The 18,502-nt window shown below is 72.1% G+C and carries 16 protein-coding genes; 6 read left to right on the top strand and 10 right to left on the bottom strand.

Features of this window, described 5'->3' with window-relative positions; translation table 11 throughout:
* Nucleotides 1-23 precede the first annotated feature (23 nt).
* The 6 genes from O7611_RS12950 to O7611_RS12925 all read right to left on the bottom strand — a co-directional run bounded on the left by O7611_RS12950 (nucleotide 24) and on the right by O7611_RS12925 (nucleotide 9,376).
* Nucleotides 24-2,891, bottom strand: a complete 2,868-nt coding sequence (locus tag O7611_RS12950; protein WP_269696886.1) for a discoidin domain-containing protein — start codon at nucleotides 2,889-2,891, stop codon at nucleotides 24-26.
* 149 nt (nucleotides 2,892-3,040) lie between these two features.
* The gene (locus tag O7611_RS12945) at nucleotides 3,041-4,666 is read right to left on the bottom strand and encodes a glycoside hydrolase family 13 protein (RefSeq protein WP_194801784.1); all 1,626 of its coding nucleotides are present in this window, start codon (nucleotides 4,664-4,666) and stop codon (nucleotides 3,041-3,043) included.
* A 77-nt stretch (nucleotides 4,667-4,743) separates the two neighbouring features.
* The gene (locus tag O7611_RS12940) at nucleotides 4,744-5,631 is read right to left on the bottom strand and encodes a carbohydrate ABC transporter permease (protein ID WP_194801553.1); all 888 of its coding nucleotides are present in this window, start codon (nucleotides 5,629-5,631) and stop codon (nucleotides 4,744-4,746) included.
* 3 nt (nucleotides 5,632-5,634) lie between these two features.
* Nucleotides 5,635-6,594: a carbohydrate ABC transporter permease gene (locus tag O7611_RS12935; RefSeq protein ID WP_269696885.1), complete on the bottom strand. Its 960-nt coding sequence runs from the start codon at nucleotides 6,592-6,594 to the stop codon at nucleotides 5,635-5,637.
* A gap of 60 nt (nucleotides 6,595-6,654) precedes the next feature.
* A complete protein-coding gene (locus O7611_RS12930; RefSeq protein WP_269696884.1) occupies nucleotides 6,655-8,031 on the bottom strand; it encodes an ABC transporter substrate-binding protein in 1,377 nt (458 codons plus the stop codon).
* A gap of 343 nt (nucleotides 8,032-8,374) precedes the next feature.
* Complete coding sequence (locus tag O7611_RS12925) at nucleotides 8,375-9,376, bottom strand: LacI family DNA-binding transcriptional regulator (protein WP_194801556.1); 1,002 nt, start codon at nucleotides 9,374-9,376, stop codon at nucleotides 8,375-8,377.
* A gap of 200 nt (nucleotides 9,377-9,576) precedes the next feature.
* On the opposite strand from O7611_RS12925, the gene O7611_RS12920 reads away from it, so the two are divergent.
* Nucleotides 9,577-11,577, top strand: coding sequence for a glycosyl hydrolase family 28-related protein (locus O7611_RS12920; RefSeq protein WP_269696883.1), 2,001 nt, complete (start codon nucleotides 9,577-9,579; stop codon nucleotides 11,575-11,577).
* A gap of 71 nt (nucleotides 11,578-11,648) precedes the next feature.
* Here the strand turns inward: O7611_RS12920 and O7611_RS12915 are convergent, their stop codons facing one another.
* From O7611_RS12915 to O7611_RS12900, 4 genes are all read right to left on the bottom strand, one after another.
* The gene (locus O7611_RS12915; RefSeq protein ID WP_194801558.1) at nucleotides 11,649-12,458 is read right to left on the bottom strand and encodes a SigB/SigF/SigG family RNA polymerase sigma factor; all 810 of its coding nucleotides are present in this window, start codon (nucleotides 12,456-12,458) and stop codon (nucleotides 11,649-11,651) included.
* A 142-nt stretch (nucleotides 12,459-12,600) separates the two neighbouring features.
* On the bottom strand, nucleotides 12,601-13,164 hold the full coding sequence (locus tag O7611_RS12910; RefSeq protein ID WP_269696882.1) for a GerMN domain-containing protein: 564 nt from the start codon (nucleotides 13,162-13,164) through the stop codon (nucleotides 12,601-12,603).
* The gene (locus O7611_RS12905) at nucleotides 13,161-14,510 is read right to left on the bottom strand and encodes a sensor histidine kinase (RefSeq protein ID WP_194801560.1); all 1,350 of its coding nucleotides are present in this window, start codon (nucleotides 14,508-14,510) and stop codon (nucleotides 13,161-13,163) included. The genes O7611_RS12910 and O7611_RS12905 overlap by 4 nt, the downstream gene beginning before the upstream one ends.
* Entirely contained in the window at nucleotides 14,507-15,181 is a 675-nt protein-coding gene (locus O7611_RS12900) for a response regulator transcription factor (RefSeq protein ID WP_194801561.1), read from the bottom strand. The genes O7611_RS12905 and O7611_RS12900 overlap by 4 nt, the downstream gene beginning before the upstream one ends.
* A 149-nt stretch (nucleotides 15,182-15,330) precedes the next feature.
* On the opposite strand from O7611_RS12900, the gene O7611_RS12895 reads away from it, so the two are divergent.
* The 5 genes from O7611_RS12895 to O7611_RS12875 all read left to right on the top strand — a co-directional run bounded on the left by O7611_RS12895 (nucleotide 15,331) and on the right by O7611_RS12875 (nucleotide 18,460).
* A complete protein-coding gene (locus tag O7611_RS12895) occupies nucleotides 15,331-15,696 on the top strand; it encodes an STAS domain-containing protein (RefSeq protein ID WP_194801562.1) in 366 nt (121 codons plus the stop codon).
* Between the two features lie 9 nt (nucleotides 15,697-15,705).
* Nucleotides 15,706-16,023, top strand: coding sequence for a GlsB/YeaQ/YmgE family stress response membrane protein (locus O7611_RS12890; RefSeq protein ID WP_194801563.1), 318 nt, complete (start codon nucleotides 15,706-15,708; stop codon nucleotides 16,021-16,023).
* Nucleotides 16,020-16,586: an STAS domain-containing protein gene (locus O7611_RS12885; RefSeq protein WP_194801564.1), complete on the top strand. Its 567-nt coding sequence runs from the start codon at nucleotides 16,020-16,022 to the stop codon at nucleotides 16,584-16,586. The genes O7611_RS12890 and O7611_RS12885 overlap by 4 nt, the downstream gene beginning before the upstream one ends.
* Nucleotides 16,580-16,870, top strand: coding sequence for a BON domain-containing protein (locus tag O7611_RS12880; protein WP_013476931.1), 291 nt, complete (start codon nucleotides 16,580-16,582; stop codon nucleotides 16,868-16,870). The genes O7611_RS12885 and O7611_RS12880 overlap by 7 nt, the downstream gene beginning before the upstream one ends.
* Nucleotides 16,871-17,008: 138 nt before the next feature.
* Nucleotides 17,009-18,460, top strand: coding sequence for a cellulase family glycosylhydrolase (locus O7611_RS12875; protein ID WP_194801785.1), 1,452 nt, complete (start codon nucleotides 17,009-17,011; stop codon nucleotides 18,458-18,460).
* The last annotated feature ends 42 nt before the right edge of the window (nucleotides 18,461-18,502 follow it).

The following is an 18,502-nucleotide window of genomic DNA, read 5'->3' as shown; positions in this document are numbered from 1 at the left end:
GGGATGGTCCCCGTCGCGCCGGGTCAGGAGGCGTACACCTCGAACTCGGACAGCTGGCCGGCCGGCCAGCCGGTGTTGCCGGTGACTGTCAGCCGCACGAAGCGGCGGTCACCGGCGGGCAGCGCTATCGACACGCTGTTGCCGCCCGCCGGGTCGAACGTGTAGCCCGCCGCCGCCTTGAGCGTCGCGAACGACGAGCCGTCGGTGGAGCCGAGCACGGTGACGGTCTGGGTGCGGGTCTGCCAGGCCGCGGACGGGGGCAGCTTCAGCACCACCCGGGCGACCGGCCGGGCGCTGCCCAGGTCGACAGTCACCGACTGGGGGAAGGCGTTGCCGGCGCTCTCCCAGTAGGTGTTCGCGTTGCCGTCGACGGTGTTCGCGGCGCCGTACACGTCGGCGTGGCTGGTCTCGGCGACCGGCCGGCCCGCCGCCAGGTTGCCGGCCGGGGGCGCGGTGGTGGGCGGCGCAGTCGTGGCAGGCGGCGGTGTGGTGGTGCCGCCGTACACCTCCAGTTCGGCGAGCTGGCCCGCCGGCCAGCCGGTGTTGCCGGTGACTGTGACCCGGACGAACCGGCGGTCGCCGGGAGGCAGCGCGATCGACACGCTGTTGCCAGCCGCCGGGTCGAAGACGCGGCCCGCCGACGCGGCCAGCGTGGTGTACGAGGAGCCGTCGGTGGACCCGAGCACGGCGAGCGTCTGGGTGCGCCGTTCCCAGCCGGCCGGGAGTTTGAGCACGACCCGGTCGACGGTGCGGGACGCGCCGAGGTCGACGGTGAGCGACTGCGGGAACGCGTTGTTGGCACTCTCCCAGTAGCTGGCCGGGTTGCCGTCGACGGCGTTGCCGGCGGCGTACGTCTGGGTGGTGCTGGTGGCTGTGGCCGGCCGGCCCAGGGCCAGGTTCCCGCCGGCCGGCGGCGGCGTGGTCGGCGGCGCGGTGGTCGGCGGGGCCGTCGTCGGCGCTGCCGTGGTCGGCGCCGGGCTGGTCGGGGGCGGGCTGGACGGGCCGTTGCCCCACTGCGGCTGCGGCCACGGCCCGCAGTACGGGGTGGGCGTGTACCAGCCGGAGTTGCCGGCGCCCTGGGTGATCTGGAAGCCGCTGCCGACGCAGTTGTGGATCGGGTTGGACTGCGCGATGCCGGTGGCGCGCACGTTCGTGAACCGGACGTGGCTGGGCGCCTGCACCTGGAGCGCGTACGTGCCCGCGCCGTCGATGCGGACGTTGTCGAACGAGATGCCGCTGGTCTGGCCTTCGATCCAGTGCAGCGCCGCGTACGAGCTGTCCAGGATGTCGGTGTCGGTGATGTTGATCGCGGCGCCCTGGATCGGCTCGTTGAGCGCGGAGAACCAGATCGCGCCCACGCCGAACTGCCAGTTGTAGTCGGAGTTGCCGTTACGGATCAGCGTGTTGCGGGCCACGGTGATGGTGCCGGCCACGGCGGTCGGCCCGGTGACGCCCGGATAGCGGTTGGCGACGTGGATGCCGCCGCCGTTCGTAACCGAGTCGGCGGTGACGTTGTCGGCGATGGTGATGTCCCGCCCGCCGTACGTGACCAGGTGGTTGGCCAGGATCGTCACACCGATGGTGTTGCGGGTGAAGGAGTTGCCGACGTTCGGCACGCTCTGCGCCCACATGGCCAGCGCGTCGTCACCGGTGTTGCGGACGAACGTGTTGGTGACTGTGGAGTTGGTGACGCCCCAGTGGAAGTTCACCCCGTCGGCGGTCTGGTCGAGGATGCGGCTGTTGCGGATGGTGAAGTTGTCCATCGGCCCGTCCATCCAGGCGCCGACCTTGGTGTGCTGCAACCACAGGTTGTCCACCACCGAGTTGCTCATCGCACCGCCGATGGCGTTGACCTGGTCCTCGTCGACGCGTTCCCGGATGTCGCCGATGATGGCGAAGTCCCGCAGCGTGACGTTGCGGCTGGGCCCGCCGGCCTCGTGCGGGCGGATCTCGCCGGAGTAGCCGCCGCCCGGCACGTACTTGCCGTAGATGCCGGCGGCGCGTTTACGGTCGGTCGGGTGCCGGCCGCCGAGCACCGAGTACCAGGGGCCGGCGCCGCGCAGCGTCACGCCGTCGACCACCACGTGGTCCCAGAGCGTGAACGTGCCGGCCGGGATCCACACCGCCCGGCCCTGCGCCCTGCCGGCGTCCACGGCGGCCTGGAACTTCGCCGTCGAGTCGGTGGTTCCGGTCGGGTCGGCGCCGAAGTCGGTCACCACGTCCAGCACGCCGGACGGCTTGGTGATCGGCCCTCCGACCAGCTCGAAGTCGGCCAGGTCGATGGTGAACGTGGGCGACTGGGCGGTCGAGGAGACCTGGAGGCGGATCTTCGTACCGGCCGGGTAGGTGGTGCCGAACATGGTCCGGGTCTCGTCGTAGAAGTGGTGCGGGTTGGTGTCGCCCGGGTTGTTGTGGAACGGGTAGCCGCCGTAGTACCAGCCGTACCGGGAGGTGACCGGCACCGCCTTGACCAGGGTGCCGTCGGCGCGCAGGTCGATGGTGGCGTCGCGGCCGGTGCCGGCGGCGTTGTCCGGCAGGCTGTACCGGAACGTGACCGCGTTGGCGGGGGCGGTGAGCGTGAACTCGACGTACTCGCCGACGGCGTCGAGGGTGACCGCCTCCCGGCCGGACGCCTCGGACGGCAGCGTGCCGTAGCGCCGGTCGGGGCCGATCTTCGTGCCGGTGTGTGCGGCCTGCTCGGCCTCCTGCTCCCGGAACGGCACTGTGGCGCCGCGTCCGGTGATGTCGAACGGGGACAGTCCGGCGGCGGACGCCGGGGTGGCGGTCGTGGTGAGCGCCACGACGACGAGTGTCGAGGCGGCGAGCGCGGCGGCGGCCAGGGCGGCCACGCCGGTGGTGCGGTGGCGGTGCGCGGTGCGGTGCTCGGCCATGCGGGGTGTGCTCCCTTTCGTCGGTGGCCAGATCCCCCCGTGCGGCGTTGCCTCTCCTTCCTCCTCCCCAGGTGTGTCGCGCGGTGGCGGCCGGGACGGGCCGCCGGTGTCGCGGCGCCGGCGGCGGGACGGGGCCGCCGGCGCCGCGGTCAGGCCGATCGGGTACGCAGCCAGACCGCGGTGTCCGGTGGCAGCCGGTCGTCGTCGAGTGGGCCGCTGGCGAGCAGCAGCCGGTCGTGCGCGGGCAGCGGCACCGCCGCGCCGCCGAGGTTGACCAGGCAGGTGAAGCCGGGTTCGCGGGCGAACGCGAGCACCCCGTCCGGTGCGGGCAGCCAGGCGAGCGTGCCGTCGCCGAGCGCCGGTTCGGCGCGGCGCAGCGCCAGCGCGGCCCGGTACAGCTCCAGCATCGAGTGCGGATCGCCGGTCTGGGCGCGGACCGTGCGGTCCTTCCAGTCCGCCGGTTGCGGCAGCCACGGCGCGGCGGTCGCGCCGTCCGGGCTGAACCCGAACGGCGGGGTGTCGCCCTGCCAGGGCAGCGGCACCCGGCAGCCGTCGCGGCCCGGGTCGACCCGCCCGGACCGCTCCCACATCGGGTCCTGCCGCAGCTCGTACGGGATGTCCTCGACCTCCCAGAGGCCCAGCTCCTCGCCCTGGTAGACGTAGGCGGCGCCGGGCAGCGCGAGGGACAGCAGCGCGGCGGCGCGGGCCCGGCGGGTGCCCAGTTCCAGGTCGGTGGGGATGCCCTCGCGCTTGGCGGCGAAGCTGAACCGGGTGTCCGCGCGGCCGTACCGGGTGACGTGGCGGGTGACGTCGTGGTTGGACAGCACCCAGGTGGCCGGCGCACCGACCGGGGCATGCGCGGCGAGCGTGCCGTCGATGCTCGCCCGCAGCGCGGTGGCGTCCCAGGCGCAGCCGAGGAAGTCGAAGTTGAACGCGGTGTGCAGCTCGTCCGGGCGCAGGTAGTTAGCGAACCGTTGCCGGTCGGGCAGCCACACCTCGCCGACCAGTGCGCGCCCGCCCGGGTACGAGTCGGCGATGCGCCGCCAGGCGCGGTACACGTCGTGCACGCCGTCCTGGTCGCGGAACGGGTGCGGCCGGTCCGGGCCGACCTCGGGCAGCGTGCCGTCCTTGACGAGCAGCCCGGCCGAGTCGATGCGGATGCCGTCCACGCCCCGCTCGAACCAGAAGCGCAGGATGTCCTCGAACTCGGCACGGACCCGGGGGTGGTCCCAGTTGAAGTCGGGCTGCTGCGGGGCGAACAGGTGCAGGTACCAGTCGCCGGGGGTGCCGTCCGGGTCGGTGATGCGGGTCCAGGTGGGGCCGCCGAACTCACCGGTCCAGTCGGTGGGTGGCAGGTCACCGCCGGGTCCCCGGCCGGGACGGAACCAGAACAGGTCCCGCTCGGGCGCGCCCGGGCCGCCGGCGAGCGCGGCCCGGAACCACGGATGCGCGTCGGAGCAGTGGTTGGGCACCACGTCGACGATGCTGCGGATGCCGAGCGCGTGCGCCTCCGCGATCAGCGCCTCGACCTCGGCGAGGGTGCCGAAGACCGGGTCGATGTCGCGGTAGTCGGACACGTCGTAGCCGGCGTCGGCCATCGGCGACGGGTACCAGGGGCTGAACCAGATCGCGTCGACGCCGAGCGCGGCGAGGTGGTCCAGGCGGGACCGGATGCCGGCGACGTCGCCGATCCCGTCGCCGTCGCCGTCGGCGAAGCTGCGCGGATAGACCTGGTAGATCACCGCGGAGCGCCACCACGGGCTGTTGTCGGCCATGGACACGGGCACCTGCTTTCTGCGGGGTCGGTTCTGCGCTGGCGGGTTCGGCCGGCGGCGGCCGTGCGGCGGCCCGGTCAGCCCTTGAGGCCGCCGGTGGTCAGGCCGGACATGATGTTGCGCTGGAAGATCAGGAACAGCACGACGGTGGGGATGGCGGCGATCACCGACGCGGCGATGACCACGTTCATCGGGGTGCCGCCGGCGAAGGCGTAGATGCCGACGCTGACGGTCCGCGTCTCCGGCGACGGCATGACCAGCTTCGGCCAGAGGAAGTCCTTCCAGACCGCCGTCACCGCGAAGATCGCGACCACGCCGAGGATCGGGCGGGACATCGGCAGGACGATGGACCAGAGCGTGCGCAGCGGCGAGGCGCCGTCCATCACGGCGGCGGCCATCAGGTCCTCCGGGATCGAGTCGAAGAACCGTTTCAGCAGGAAGATGTTGAACGCGTTCGCCACCAGCGGCAGCCAGATCGCGAACGGCGAGTCGAGCAGGTTGACGTGCACGATCGGCAGGTCGATCACCGTCACGTACTGCGGGACGATGAGCACCATCGCCGGGATCATCAGCGTCGCCAGCATCATGCCGAGGATCAGCCTGCCCAGCACCGGGCGCAGCTTCGACAGCGCGTACGCCGCGGCGGTGTCGAACACGAGCTGGAACAGCACCGCCCCGGCCGCGTAGTAGAACGTGTTGAACAGCAGCTTCGCGAGATCCAGGTTGGTCCAGGCGTCGACGTAGTTGCCCGGCTGCGGATCGCGCGGGAACAGCGTCGGCGGCGTCTGGGCGATCTCCTGGCCGGACTTCAGCGCGCCGGTGACCATCCAGTAGAGCGGGCCGAGGAACACCAGCGTGAACCCGGCGACGACCACTGACAGCACGACCCAGTAGAGGACGCGGCCGCGACCGCGCCGCAGCTGGGCGTGGGAGATGAGGGTACGGTTGGTGCTGTCGGCGGCCATATCCTAGTCCTGTCTCGCGGTCAGTCGCAGGTAGACGGCGGAGAACCCGGCCAGCACCACCAACATGATCACGCCGAGCGCGGCGGCGCCGTTGAGGTCGTTCTGGAAGAACCCGTGCTGGTAGATCAGGTACGCCACGGAGGTCGCCGAGTCCTGCGTACCGGCGCCGTTGGCCAGGATCAGCGGCTCGATGAACAACTGCATGGTGGCGACGATCTGGAGCATCGCCAGCAGCGCCAGGATCAGCCGGGTCTGCGGGATCGTCACGTGCCGGATGCGCCGCCACACCCCGGCGCCGTCGATCTCGGCGGCCTCGTACAGCTCGCCGGGGATGTTCTGCAGCGCGGCCAGGTAGATCAGCACGGCGCCGCCCATGTTCATCCAGGTCGACGCGATCACCATGGCCGGCATCGTCATCGTCGGCGACTGCATCCACTCCGACGTGGGCAGTCCCAGCGCGGTGAGGATCGCGTTGAACAGCCCCGCCTCGCTCGGGTCGTACGCGTAGAACTTGAACAGGAACAGCGCTGAGGCCGGCGGCAGCATCACCGGCAGGTAGACCAGCACCCGCAGGTAGCCCTTGGCGTGGCGCAGCTCGTTGAGCAGGATCGCGACGAAGAACGGCACCAGGTAGCCGAGCACCAGCGCCAGGCCGGTGAAGACGAACGTGTTCTTCCAGGCGGTCCAGAAGCTCGGATCGGCGATGATCCGGCTGTAGTTGTCCCAGCCCACCCAGGTGGTCTCGCCCCGGCGGGTGCGCTGGAAGCTAATCACGACGCCGCGGACCATCGGGTACCAGGAGAAGACGGCGAAGCAGACGACAGCGCCGATGAGGAACGTGTGCCCGGTGAGGTTGTCCCGGACCTTGCGGCCGAGGCCGGTGCGGCGTCCGGCGGTACGCGACGACGGCGGCGCGACGGGGCCGGGACGGCGGGTGGCACCGGGGGCGGTGGTGAGCGCCAAGACGACTCCTGCGGTGCTCGGGGAGGTGGGGCCGGTGCGCCGGCCCCACCTCCGGTCGGGTCAGCTCTGCGCGGCCAGCAGCTGGTTGACCTTGTCCTCGGCGGTCTTGAGCAGCGCGTCGATGTTCGCGTTCGGGTTCGTCAGCACCCCGGACATCGCGGCGTCGAGCACCGCGTAGATCGCCTGGGCGTTACGCGGTTCGCCCTTGATCGGCACCGGGTTGGCCTCGAAGACCGCGAAGTTGGTGGTGTCCACGTTCGCGTTGGCCTTGCGCAGCTCCAACTCCTGCTTCTGCGCGTCGCTGCCGTTCGCGAACAGCAGCGGCTGGGGCAGGCCGACCGGGTAGTTCTGCGGCTTGGCGCGCACGTAGTCGAACTGGCCCTTACCCGGGGTCAGCTTCTGGTAGGCGAGCCACTTCAGGCCGGCCTTCACCTGCTCCGGGCTCAGGCCCTTCTTGAAGAAGTAGCCCTCGCCGCCGCCGAGCGTCGCCTTGGCCGGGCCGTCCTGGCCGGGCAGCGGGCCCATCGCCCAGTCCTGGTACTTGCCCTGGAACTGGCTGACGATCGCCTGGGTCGCGTCCGGCGCGCCGATGAACATGCCGACCTTGCCGGCGCCGGCGTTGGTGAGCAGGTCACCCCACTGGAGCAGCTGCCGGGCACCCATGCTGTTGTCGCCGTACCGCATGTCCTTGAGGTTCTGCAGGACCTGCCTGCCCATCGCGTTGTTGAAGTCGGCCTTCTTGCCGTCGGCGCTGAGCACCTGGCCGCCCTGGGAGTAGAGCAGCGAGGTGAAGTGCCAGCCGCCGGTGTTGCCGGCGCTGTACTCGGCGTACCCGGCGATGCCGTCGCCGAGCGCGGAGATCTTCTTGGCCGCGGCCCGCACCTCGGGCCAGGTCTTCGGCGGATTGTTGACGTCGAGCCCGGCCCGCTGGAACAGCGCCTTGTTGTAGATCAGGCCCATCGAGTAGTTCTTCACCGGTACGGCGTAGAGCTTGCCACCGTCGGTGAAGACCTCCTTGAGCGCCGGGTCGACGCTGTCCCAGGTGGGGATGGTGTCCTTTGTGGCGTACTGGCCGATGTCCATCGCCTGGCCGGAGTCCAGCACCTGCTGCAGGTCGGTCATGTAGCCGTAGAACACGTCGGTGACGGTGCCGCCGGCGAGGCGGGCGGTGAAGTCCGGCGGGTTGTTGCACTGCTCGCCGACGCTGACGCTCTTGACGACGATGTCCGGGTTCTGCCGCTGGAACTCGGCGACGTCGTCGTTCCAGTTCTTCAGCAGTTCCTTCTGCGCGCCGACCGGCTGGCAGTCGACGGTGATGGTGACCTTGCCGCCGGCGTCGCTGCTGTCGTCGCTCTTTGTGGAGCACGCCGCAAGGCTGAGCCCGAGGCCGGCCGCGAGCGCCACGGCCGCGACCTTCCGATACTGCGGTACGGACATCTGTCCATCCCTTCGGGAACGGGTGTATCCATGGCCTTCACTGATGTGCGGTGACCGCGCGGCTGCCCTCAGGTGGTGGAACGGCAGCCGCGCGCGCCCTGCCTCCGGAAACCGCGCCCCGGGTCAGGTGTGAGTGGAGTCACTGTAGCGACGCGTACCGAACCCAGCAAGATGCGAACGCAGGAATGCAAGAACTCGACTGCGGTGCGAGTGGCTCGTCGATCTTGGAGTTGTGGCACCTCGGATACCGGAACTAGGCCGCATTCCGGGCGCCACAACTCCAAGATCGACGGACGCGGCGGGGCGCGGCGACGCGGGGCGGGCGGGCGGAGCCCGCCGGGGGTCAGCGGCGGGGGGCGGGGGCGGTGGAGCCGCGTACCACCAGCTCGGGCTCGAACAGCAGCTCGTCGTGCAGCACGCCGGCGCCCTCGATCTGGGTCACCAGCAGGTCGACGGCGGCCTGGCCCATCGTCTCGATCGGCTGCCGCACAGTGGTCAGCGGCGGGTCGGTGCAGGTCATGAACGCCGAGTCGTCGAAGCCGACCACCGAGACGTCGGCCGGCACGGCGCAACCCAGGCGGCGGGCGGCCCGGATGGTGCCCAGCGCCAGCACGTCGCTGGCGCAGACGATCCCGGTGGCGCCGCGCTCGATCAGCTTCGTGGCCGCGACCCGCGCGCCCTCCATGGAGAAGCTGGACCGCTCCACCAGGGACCGGTCCTCGCCCCAGCCGGCGGCCCGGACCATCGCGTCGAGCTTGCGGCGCGACGGCACGTGGTCGGCCGGGCCGAGCACCATGCCGATACGCTCGTGGCCGAGGGAGCGCAGGTGCCCGTACGCCTGCTCGACGGCGACCGCGTCATCCGTGGACACCCGCGGGAAGCCCAGCTCCTCGACGCCGGCGTTCACCAGCACCACCGGCAGGCCACGGTCGGTCAGGCGCCGGTAGTGCTCGTGCGAGGCGTCGGCCAGGGCGTACGAGCCACCGGCGAAGATGACGCCACTGACCTGGTGGTCGAGCAGCATCTCCACGTACCCGGACTCCGGCACGCCACCGATGGTGCGGGCGCACAGCGCCGGGGTGAAGCCGCGCTGCGCGAGGGAGCCGGTGACCACCTCGGCCAGCGCCGGGAAGATCGGGTTCTGCAGCTCCGGCAGCACCAGGCCGACCAGGCGGGCGCGCTCGCCGCGCAGCTTGCTCGGGCGCTCGTATCCGAGCACGTCGAGGGCGGTCAGCACGGCGGTCCGGGTCGCCTCGGACACGCCGCCGCGGCCGTTCAGCACCCGGCTCACCGTCGCCTCGCTGACGCCCGCCTTGCGGGCCACCTCGGTCAGGCGCTTCGTCACGGCGGCAATCGTACGTCGGATTCTTGCAAGAAATGAACAGCCGGAGCGGGTCGGGTCTTGCCGCGAACGGCCGCAGCCGGTCCGAAAGATGCGAGCAGATTGATGCTTGAAAGGCGACAGAGCAGCGGAATAACATGGGGAACCTTGTCGATGGCCTGCGCCGCCGGGGCCACCCGTCCCCCGAGAAAGTGGGTGCTCCGATGTCGCGGAGCGTGCCGAGGATCCTCGCGGCGCTGGTCGTCGCCGCCGCCCTGCTCGTCCCGCCCGGCGCCGCCACGGCGGGCCCGCCGCGCGGACCGGCTCCCGTGGTGACCCGCGCCGGGCTCGACCCCGCGCTGGTGGCCGGGCGCGGCGCGACAGTGGACTACGTCGAACAGGAGGCGGAGCACGGCCGGACCACCGGCACCGTGATCGGGCCGGACCGGTCGGCGTACACACTCGCCGGTGAGGCGTCCGGCCGCCGGGCCGTACGGCTGCTGCCCGGCCAGTACGTCGAACTCACGCTCCCCCGGCCCACGAACGCGCTGACCGTGCGCTACAGCATCCCGGACGCGCCGGGCGGCGGCGGGATCACCGCGCCGCTGCGGGTGTCCGTCGGGCACGCGCGCGCCCGCACCATGACGTTGACCTCGCAGTACGCCTGGCTCTACAACCAGTACCCGTTCACCAACGACCCCGGCGCCGACCTGCTGCACCCGGACTGGTGGATCACCGAGTGCTCCTGCGTCCCGGCGGCCACCACGCCGACGCCGGTTATCAGCAAGCCGTTCCGGCCGCACCACTTCTACGACGAGCAGCGCCTGCTGCTCGGTCGTACCCATCGGGGCGGTGAGGTGGTCCGGCTGACCGCGCCGCGCGGCTCGGCCGCCGCGTGGACGGTCATCGACCTGGTGGACGCGCACCTGGTCGCGCCGCCCCGCGTGGTCCCCCGCGCGGTGGACGCGCTGTCCTTCGGCGCCGACCCGACCGGCCGGCGGGAGTCCGCCGACGCGTTCGACCGGGCCATCGCGTACGCCCGCCGGATGGACCGCCCGCTCTACCTGCCGCCGGGCACCTACCAGGTCAACCGGCACATCGTCGTCGACGACGTGACGATCGCCGGGGCCGGGAGCTGGTACACGATCGTGCGGGGGCGCGAGGTCGCCCTGGGCACCCCAGCGCCCGACGGCTCCCGGCACACGGGTGTCGGCTTCTACGGCCGCGACGCCGCCGACGGCGGCAGCAGCGACGTGCACCTGTCCGGTTTCGCGATCGAGGGCGACGTACGCGAGCGGATCGACACCGACCAGGTCAACGCAGTCGGCGGGGCGCTGAACCACAGCACGATCGACGGCCTCTACCTGCACCACACGAAGGTCGGCATGTGGTTCGACGGGCCGATGACCGGCCTGCGGGTCACGAACACGGTGATCGCCGACCAGATCGCCGACGGGCTGAACCTCCACACCGGCGTCACGCACTCGTCGGTGACGAACTCGGTGGTCCGCAACAGCGGCGACGACGCGCTGGCGATGTGGTCGGAAGGCACGGCGAACGCGTCGAACACGTTCGCGTACAACACCGTGCAGTCGCCGGTGCTCGCCAACGGCATCGCGCTGTACGGCGGCACCGACCTGACCGTCGCGCACAACCTGATCGCCGACCCGGTACGCGAGGGCAGCGCGATCCAGGTGGGCTCCCGGTTCGGGGCCGAGCCGTTCACCGGCCGGCTGCTGATCACCGGCAACACCACGGTGCGGGCCGGCACGTACGACCTGAACTGGAACATCGGCCTCGGCGCGATCTGGTTCTACGCGCTGGACCGCAGCATCGACGCCGCGGACATCCAGGTGACCGGCGACGCGTACCTGGACAGCACCTACAACGCGATCATGCTGGTCAGCGACTGGCCGGTGAAGGACAGCGTCCGCATCGACAACGTCCGCTTCCGCGACATCCGGGTCGACGGCACCGGCACGTCGGTGGTCAGCGCGCGTACGGCGGGCGGGGCGAGCTTCGCGAACGTGAACGCCCGCAGCGTGGGCGCGGTCGGTGTGAACAACTGCGGGTCGTTCCACTTCACCCCGGACGGGTCGGAGTTCGGCCTGGCCGACCTCGGCGGCAACGACGGCGGCTGGCTGGCGCCGTGGCTGCTGCCGAACACCGTCACCTGCGACGACCGGCCGCCGGTGGTGCCGCCGCCCCCGCCCTCGCGCTGGTGACACACGACGCGACCCCGACACACGACGCGACCCCCGCCGGCCGGGCCGGTGGGGGTCGCGGTGCGGGTGGATCAGGCCTCGGTGAGCTGGCCGCGCAGCTTGGTCAGGGCGCGGGCGAGCAGCCGGGACACGTGCATCTGGGAGACACCGACCCGGGCGGCGATCTCGCTCTGGGTCAGGTTGCCGTAGAAGCGCAGCGTGAGGATCTTCTGCTCCCGCTCGTCGAGCGTGGCGAGCGCCGGGCCGAGCGAGGCGCGCAGCTCGGCCAGCTCGTACTCGTTGTCCTCGGTGCCGAGCGTGTCGCCCAGCTCGGTGGCGCTGTCGCCGTCGCCGATCGGGGTGGACAGCGAGACCGCGTTGTACGCGCGGGCGCCCTCCAGGCCCTCCAGCACCTCTTCCTCGGTGACGTCGAGGTGGGCGGCGATGTCGGCGACGGTCGGGGCCCGGTTGAGCGTCTGGGTCAGCGTGCTGTTCGCCTCGGAGATGCGCAGCCGCAGCTCCTGGAGGCGACGCGGCACCCGGATGTTCCAGGTGCGGTCGCGGAAGTGCCGCTTGATCTCGCCGAGGATGGTCGGGATGGCAAAGCCGGCGAAGTCGACACCGCGCGAGGCGTCGAACCGGTCGACGGCCTTGATCAGGCCGAGCGCGGCGGTCTGGGCCAGGTCGCCGGCCGGCTCGCCGCGACCGCTGTAGCGGGCGGCCAGGTGGTTCGCCAGCGGCAGCCACGCCTCGATGACCTGGTTGCGCAGGGCGGCCCGCTGCGGGTGGTCGGCGGGCAGCGCGGCGAGCGCCACGATCAGCTCACTGGCGCGGCTCTCCTCACCGGTCTGCGGCGCGCGCTGCACCTCGGTCGCGGTCGATGCCATGGTCATCGTGGTCATGCTGCCCTTCCTGTCCTCGGAGAACGGGTGGCCTCCCACACCGGTCGTGCCAGCCACACTAGACCAAAGGCCACCATCAAATCAACCGAACGGACGATGGAGATTTAGTGTCATATCCGGACATAGAGCCGGTAGGGGCACGTCAACGAGGCAGCAGCGGCCGGTAGTCGGCGGCGGTGAGCGGCAGCGCGGAGAGGCTTCCGTCCGCGCGGGGCACCTCCAGCGGCTGCCCGTCCCGGCGGAACGCCACGCTGTACACGTCCGGCCGCTGAGTGAGGCTGCACACGATCTGCCCGAAGGCCAGCACCTCGTCGTTGCGGCCGGTCTCCTCCCCCGCCTGGCGCACGTCGACTGTCGCCAGCGTGCCGGCCAGCGTCGCGCCGGCCACCGCCACCGTGCCCGGCAGCGCCGTGGCCAGCCCCTGACGGCGCTCGCCGCCGTCCGGCCCGGCCAGCAGGTGCTGCAGATGCGCGTCCACGCCGGGCAGCCCGTCCACCCGGCGCGTGGCCACGACCAGCCCGTCGTCGCGGACGAAGCAGAACGGCTCGTCCACCCGCCCGTCCACGTCGGCGGTCGAGGACACCGTGGGAGTCGGGAACGCCCCCGGCGGCGTCTGCACCGGGCGGGGCTCGTCGTCCACCGGCACCCCGCAGCCGGCCAGCAGCACGACCGCGAGCAGGCCGGGCAGGAGCCGCCGCCGGCTCATCGCAGCGCCCCGGGCAGCTCGACCCGGAACCGGGCGCCGGGCTCGCGGTCCAGCACCGCGGCCGTACCGCCGTGCGCGGCGGCGTGCTGCGCCACCAGCGCGAGCCCGAGGCCGGTGCCGTCGGTGCCGGCCCGGTCGTGCGCCGCCCGCCCCCTGACGAACCGGTCGAAGATGATCTCGCGGTCGCCGGGTGGCACGCCCGGACCGGCGTCATCGACCTCCAGCACGCCCACGCCGTCGCGCCCGGCCAGGCGTACCGTGACCGGTCCGCCGCCGTACCGCTCGGCGTTCTCCAGCAGGTTCAGAAGCGTCTGGGCGAACCGGCGCCGGTCGACCCACCACAGGCGCGGGGCGTCGCCGTCGACTGTCACCAGGCTCTCCGGCAGCGACCGTTCCCGGCAGACCGTCCGGGCCAGCTCCACCACGTCGACCGTCTCGCGGTGGGCCGGCTGCTCGGTGCGGGCCAGCTGGATGAGGTCGTCGACCAGGCGCTGGAACCGGGTCACCTCGTCGGCGACCAGGCCCGCCGCGGTCGCGGTGCGTTCGTCCTGGTGCTCCCGGCGGCGGTGGAGCACGCTCGCGGCGGCGGCCAGCGTCTGCAACGGCGAACGCAGCTCGTGACTCACGTCGGCGGCGAAGCGCCGGTCCCGCTCGATCCGGTGCACCAGCTTGTCGACCATCTCGTTGAACGAGCTGGACAGGCGCGTGAGGTCGGGATCGGTGGTCGGGTCGAGCCGGGTGGCGAAGTCACCCGCGGCGATCCGTTCCGCCGCGTCGGCGACCGCCGTGAGCGGCCGCAGGCTGTGCCGGGTGGCGTACCAGCCGAGCGCCGCGCCCGCGCCGGCGACCATGATCGCCACGGCGATCAGCGCCAGGCCCACCACCTGGAACGTCTCCTCGACCTCCCGCAGCGAGGTCAGCTCGTAGTAGCCGAGCGCGCCGGGCAGCGGCACGCCCACCAGCAGCGCGGGCTGCCCGTCGAGCCGGATCCGCTGCACCGCGGGCTTGCCGTCGGCCACCATCCGCTGCAACTCCACCGGCACCGAGCGGGCGCCCACGTCGGCGGTCCGGGCGTACCAGCCGTCGGGCAGGTGCAGCAGCGGACGGCGGGCGCTGCCGGTGTCGAGCGAGCGCAGCACGGCCACCACGTCCGGGGTGCCGGTGTCCAGGCCGGAGCGAACCACTGCGGCGTCGTAGTAGGCGGCCCGGACCGCGGTGCGCTCCCGCTCGTCGAGCAGCGAGCGCCGGGTCAGGTCGTACGAGAAGAGGGCCATCAGCGCCGACAGCAGCAACGCACCGACGGCGAACGCCGCGGTGACCCGGGCGCGCAGGCCGGGGCGGGTCATCGCTGGAGCTTGTAGCCGAGGCCGCGCAGGGTGACCAGGTGGCGCGGGTTGGCCGGGTCGGATTCGATCTTCTGGCGCAGCCGGCCCACGTGCACGTCGACGAGCCGCTCGTCACCGGTCTCGTAGCCCCAGACGCGGCTGAGCAGCTGCTGGCGCGACAGCACCCGGCCGGCGTGCTCGGCCAGCTCGCAGAGCAGCCGGAACTCGGTGCGGGTCACCGGCACCGGCCGGCCCGAGCGCCGCACCTCGCCGGCCTCCGCGCTGATCTCCAGGTCGCCGAAGAACTGGGCGGGCACCGGCCCGGCCACCGTGCGGACGCGCCGGCGCAGCGCCCGCAGCCGGGCGGACAGTTCCTTGATCGCGACCGGCTTCACCACGTAGTCGTCGGCACCGGCCTCCAGCGCGGCGACGATGTCGTGGGTGTCGTCGCGGGCGCTGATCACCACGACCGGTACGTCGTCGTCGCGGCGCAGCTGACGGATGCAGTCGAACCCGTTCATGCCGGGCAGCATGAGGTCGACGAGCACGTAGTCCGCCGGCTTCTCCCGCTGCCGGCGCAGCCCGTCCTCGGCGGTCGGCGCGCCGTCGGCCTCGTAGCCCTCCTCCTCCAGGGCGAGCTGCAGCGCGAGCCGGATGCGGTCGTCGTCCTCGATCACCAGTACGGCCGTCATATGGGCATCATGACCGGCCCGGCACGGGTCGCCCAATCGCGTGGGCCGTTCGTGGTTTTTGTCATCGAACCGTCATACAACCGTCCGGTGACCTCCAAGATCCCTGCGCAGAGTGGGGACTGACCCGATCCCGTCACGGAAGCGACCCGATGCCTGCCAGCCTGCCGTCCCCGCCGGAGTCCGCCGTGCCGCACGTGCGCGTGGACATCACCGACGAGCTGGACCCCGCCGGGCTGGCCGAGGTCGCCCACGTGCTGGACCGCATCCTCGCGCTGCGGCCCCGCGAGCTGACCGTCGACCTCGCCGGGTGCCGGCATGTGGACCCCGCCGCCGTCGCGCTGCTGCTGGACGTGCACCGCCGGCTGGCGCGGCAGGGCGGCCTGCTCACGCTGAGCAATCCACCTCCACGGATCCGGCGCATCCTGGAGAACTCCGGGCTCGGTGCCGTACCTGTCGTCGACACGCCCCGTCCGGCCGTGCGCGGCCGGGCCCGGGTCGCGTCCGCATCTCGCTGAGGAGGAGTGGTGACCGGCAGCACGCTCGTCGGAGCGCTCGTGGTGGGTCTGGCCGTCGGCGGGCTGGGACGCCTCGTTCTGCCGGGGCGCAAGGCCGTCCCGGTGTGGCTGACACTCGCGCTCGGCGTGGCGTCCGCGCTGCTCGGCGCGATCGTGGTCGGCCTGGTGGACCACCGCACCGACGGATCGCCGGTGCTGCCGCTGGTGGTGCAGACCGGCTTCGCCGCCGTGGCGGTCGTGCTGGCGGTGGTCGCCGCGGGCCGGCCGGAGCCGGAGGGCCAGACGCCGCCCGGTGCGGGCGGCGGCCGGCGGAAGGAGGAGGTGTGACTGTCGTACCCGCTGACCACCTGATGATGCTCATCTGCGACGGCTGCGGCGACAGCGTCACCGGCACCGGCGCCACGCTGCCCGACGCCGAGGTGGTGTGGACGCTCGTGTTCGAGCACGACTGGGTCGGCTCTCCGTTCGCGTCCGGCCCCCACCACTGTCCCCGGTGCAGCACCCGGGCGGTCATCGCCGACGACGGCCTGGGCATGGACGATCTGGAACAGGTCGCCGGCACCCCGGCGGCGCACGACGTCGACCCGGCCACCGCGGTCCGCCGCGCCCTCGCCGAGCGCTCCCACCGCGACGACATGGAGCTGGTCGACCTGTCCGGCCTGGAGGTGATCGACTCCGCCGGGCTCAGCCTGCTGGTGCGCGCGCACCAGGACGCGCGGCGCGACGGACGGCAACTGTGTCTGCTGTCGCCGTCGCGGTTCGTGCTCACCGTGCTGCACACCATGCGGCTCGACGGCGTCTTCACCGTCGTCGACGGCCGCGCCCCGGCGCCGGGCCCCGCAACCCGGCGACCGGTCCTGACCGAACAGAAGGAGCCCTCCCCGTGGTGATGCCCTGGCCGTACCCCGAGTTCCCGTACACCGGCGGCGGACCGGAGCCCGACGACGCGGACACCCGGCTCGCGTCGCTCGTCGCGCAGCGGCTCAGCGCCGACTGGACCACCCGCCGGCAGCAGATCACCGTGACCGTGCAGAACCGGGTGGTCATCCTCGCCGGCCTGGTGGCCGACCCGGAGACCCGCCTGGTCGCCGCCGAGCTGGCCTGGGACGTGCCGGGTGTGTTCGACGTCTGCAACGCGCTGCGGCTCTACGGCGGGCGGCGCGGCGGCCGCTGAGCCGCAGTTGTTGCACGCATCGGCGTCCACCTCTACGCTCGGCCTGGGAGCGCTCCCCCCAGGCCGCCGCGTCGGGCTTTCCGGGCAGGTTCACGACGGGCACCGTCCGATCACCATCCAGCGATGGGACCTTCCCGCATGTTCTCGATTCCCCGCCCGTCCCGGCGGCACCTGCTCGCCGGCGGCGCGGTCGGCGCGCTCGCCCTGGCGGCGGTGGCCGTCCTGCCCTCGCCGAACGCGATGGCGGCGACCGGCTGCGCCGTCACCTACACCACCAACTCCTGGCCCGGCGGCTTCACCGCGAACGTGGCGGTGCGCAACCTCGGCGATCCGGTGAGCAACTGGACGCTGGGCTTCACCTTCCCCGACGGCGGCCAGCGCCTGGTGCAGGGCTGGTCGGCCACCTGGCAGCAGAGCGGCTCGGCGGTCACCGCGCGCAGCCTGGACTACAACGGCACGCTCGGCACCGGCGCGAGCACCACGATCGGCTTCAACGGCTCATGGACCGGGTCGAACCCGAACCCCACGTCGTTCACGCTCAACGGCACGGTCTGCACCGGCGGCACGAGCACCCCGCCGCCCGCGACCACGCCGCCGCCGACCACTCCCCCGCCCGCCACCCCGCCACCCACCACCCCGCCGCCGACCGGCACCACGCCGGTGGCGATCAACGGCCAGCTCCAGGTGTGCGGCGTCAACCTCTGCAACCAGTACGGGCGGCCGATCCAGCTGCGCGGTATGAGCACGCACGGGTTGCAGTGGTTCGCCAACTGTTACACCGACGCCTCACTGGACGTGCTGGCGAACGAGTGGCGCTCCGACCTGCTGCGCGTCTCGATGTACGTGCAGGAGCAGGGCTACGAGACCAACCCGGCCGGCTTCACCGCCCAGGTGAACACGCTCGTGGACAAGGCCGAGGCGCGGGGCATGTACGCGCTGATCGACTTCCACACGCTGACCCCCGGCGACCCGATGTACAACCTGGACCGGGCCAAGACGTTCTTCGCCACCGTGTCGGCGCGCAACGCGGCGAAGAAGAACGTGATCTACGAGATCACCAACGAACCCAACGGGGTGAGCTGGTCGACCATCCGCACCTACGCCGAGCAGGTCATCCCGGTGATCCGGGCCAACGACCCGGACGCGGTGGTCATCGTCGGCACCCGCGGATGGTCCTCGCTGGGTGTGTCCGACGGCAGTAACTCCGACGAGATCGTGAACAACCCGGTGCGGGCGCAGAACATCATGTACACGTTCCACTTCTACGCCGCGTCGCACAAGGACAACTACCGCAACGAGGTGCAGCGGGCGGCGAGCCGGTTGCCGCTGTTCGTCACCGAGTTCGGCACCGTCACCTACACCGGTGACGGCGCCGTCGACACCGCGAGCAGCAACGCCTGGCTCGACCTGCTCGACCGGCTGAAGATCAGCTACGCGAACTGGACGTTCTCCGACGCCCCCGAGGGCTCGGCGGCGCTGCGGCCGGGCACCTGCGCGTCCGGCTCGTTCGGCGGGACGTCGGTGCTCACCGAGTCCGGCGCGTACATGCGCGACCGGATCCGTACCGCCGACGACTTCCCCACCTCCTGACCGGGCGGCCGGCGGCGATCCTTTCCCCTTCGGGTCGCCGCC

It is taken from the genome of Micromonospora sp. WMMC273, from assembly GCF_027460285.1.
Taxonomy (GTDB): domain Bacteria; phylum Actinomycetota; class Actinomycetes; order Mycobacteriales; family Micromonosporaceae; genus Micromonospora; species Micromonospora aurantiaca.
This window is presented reverse-complemented; position numbering and strand designations above follow the sequence as displayed.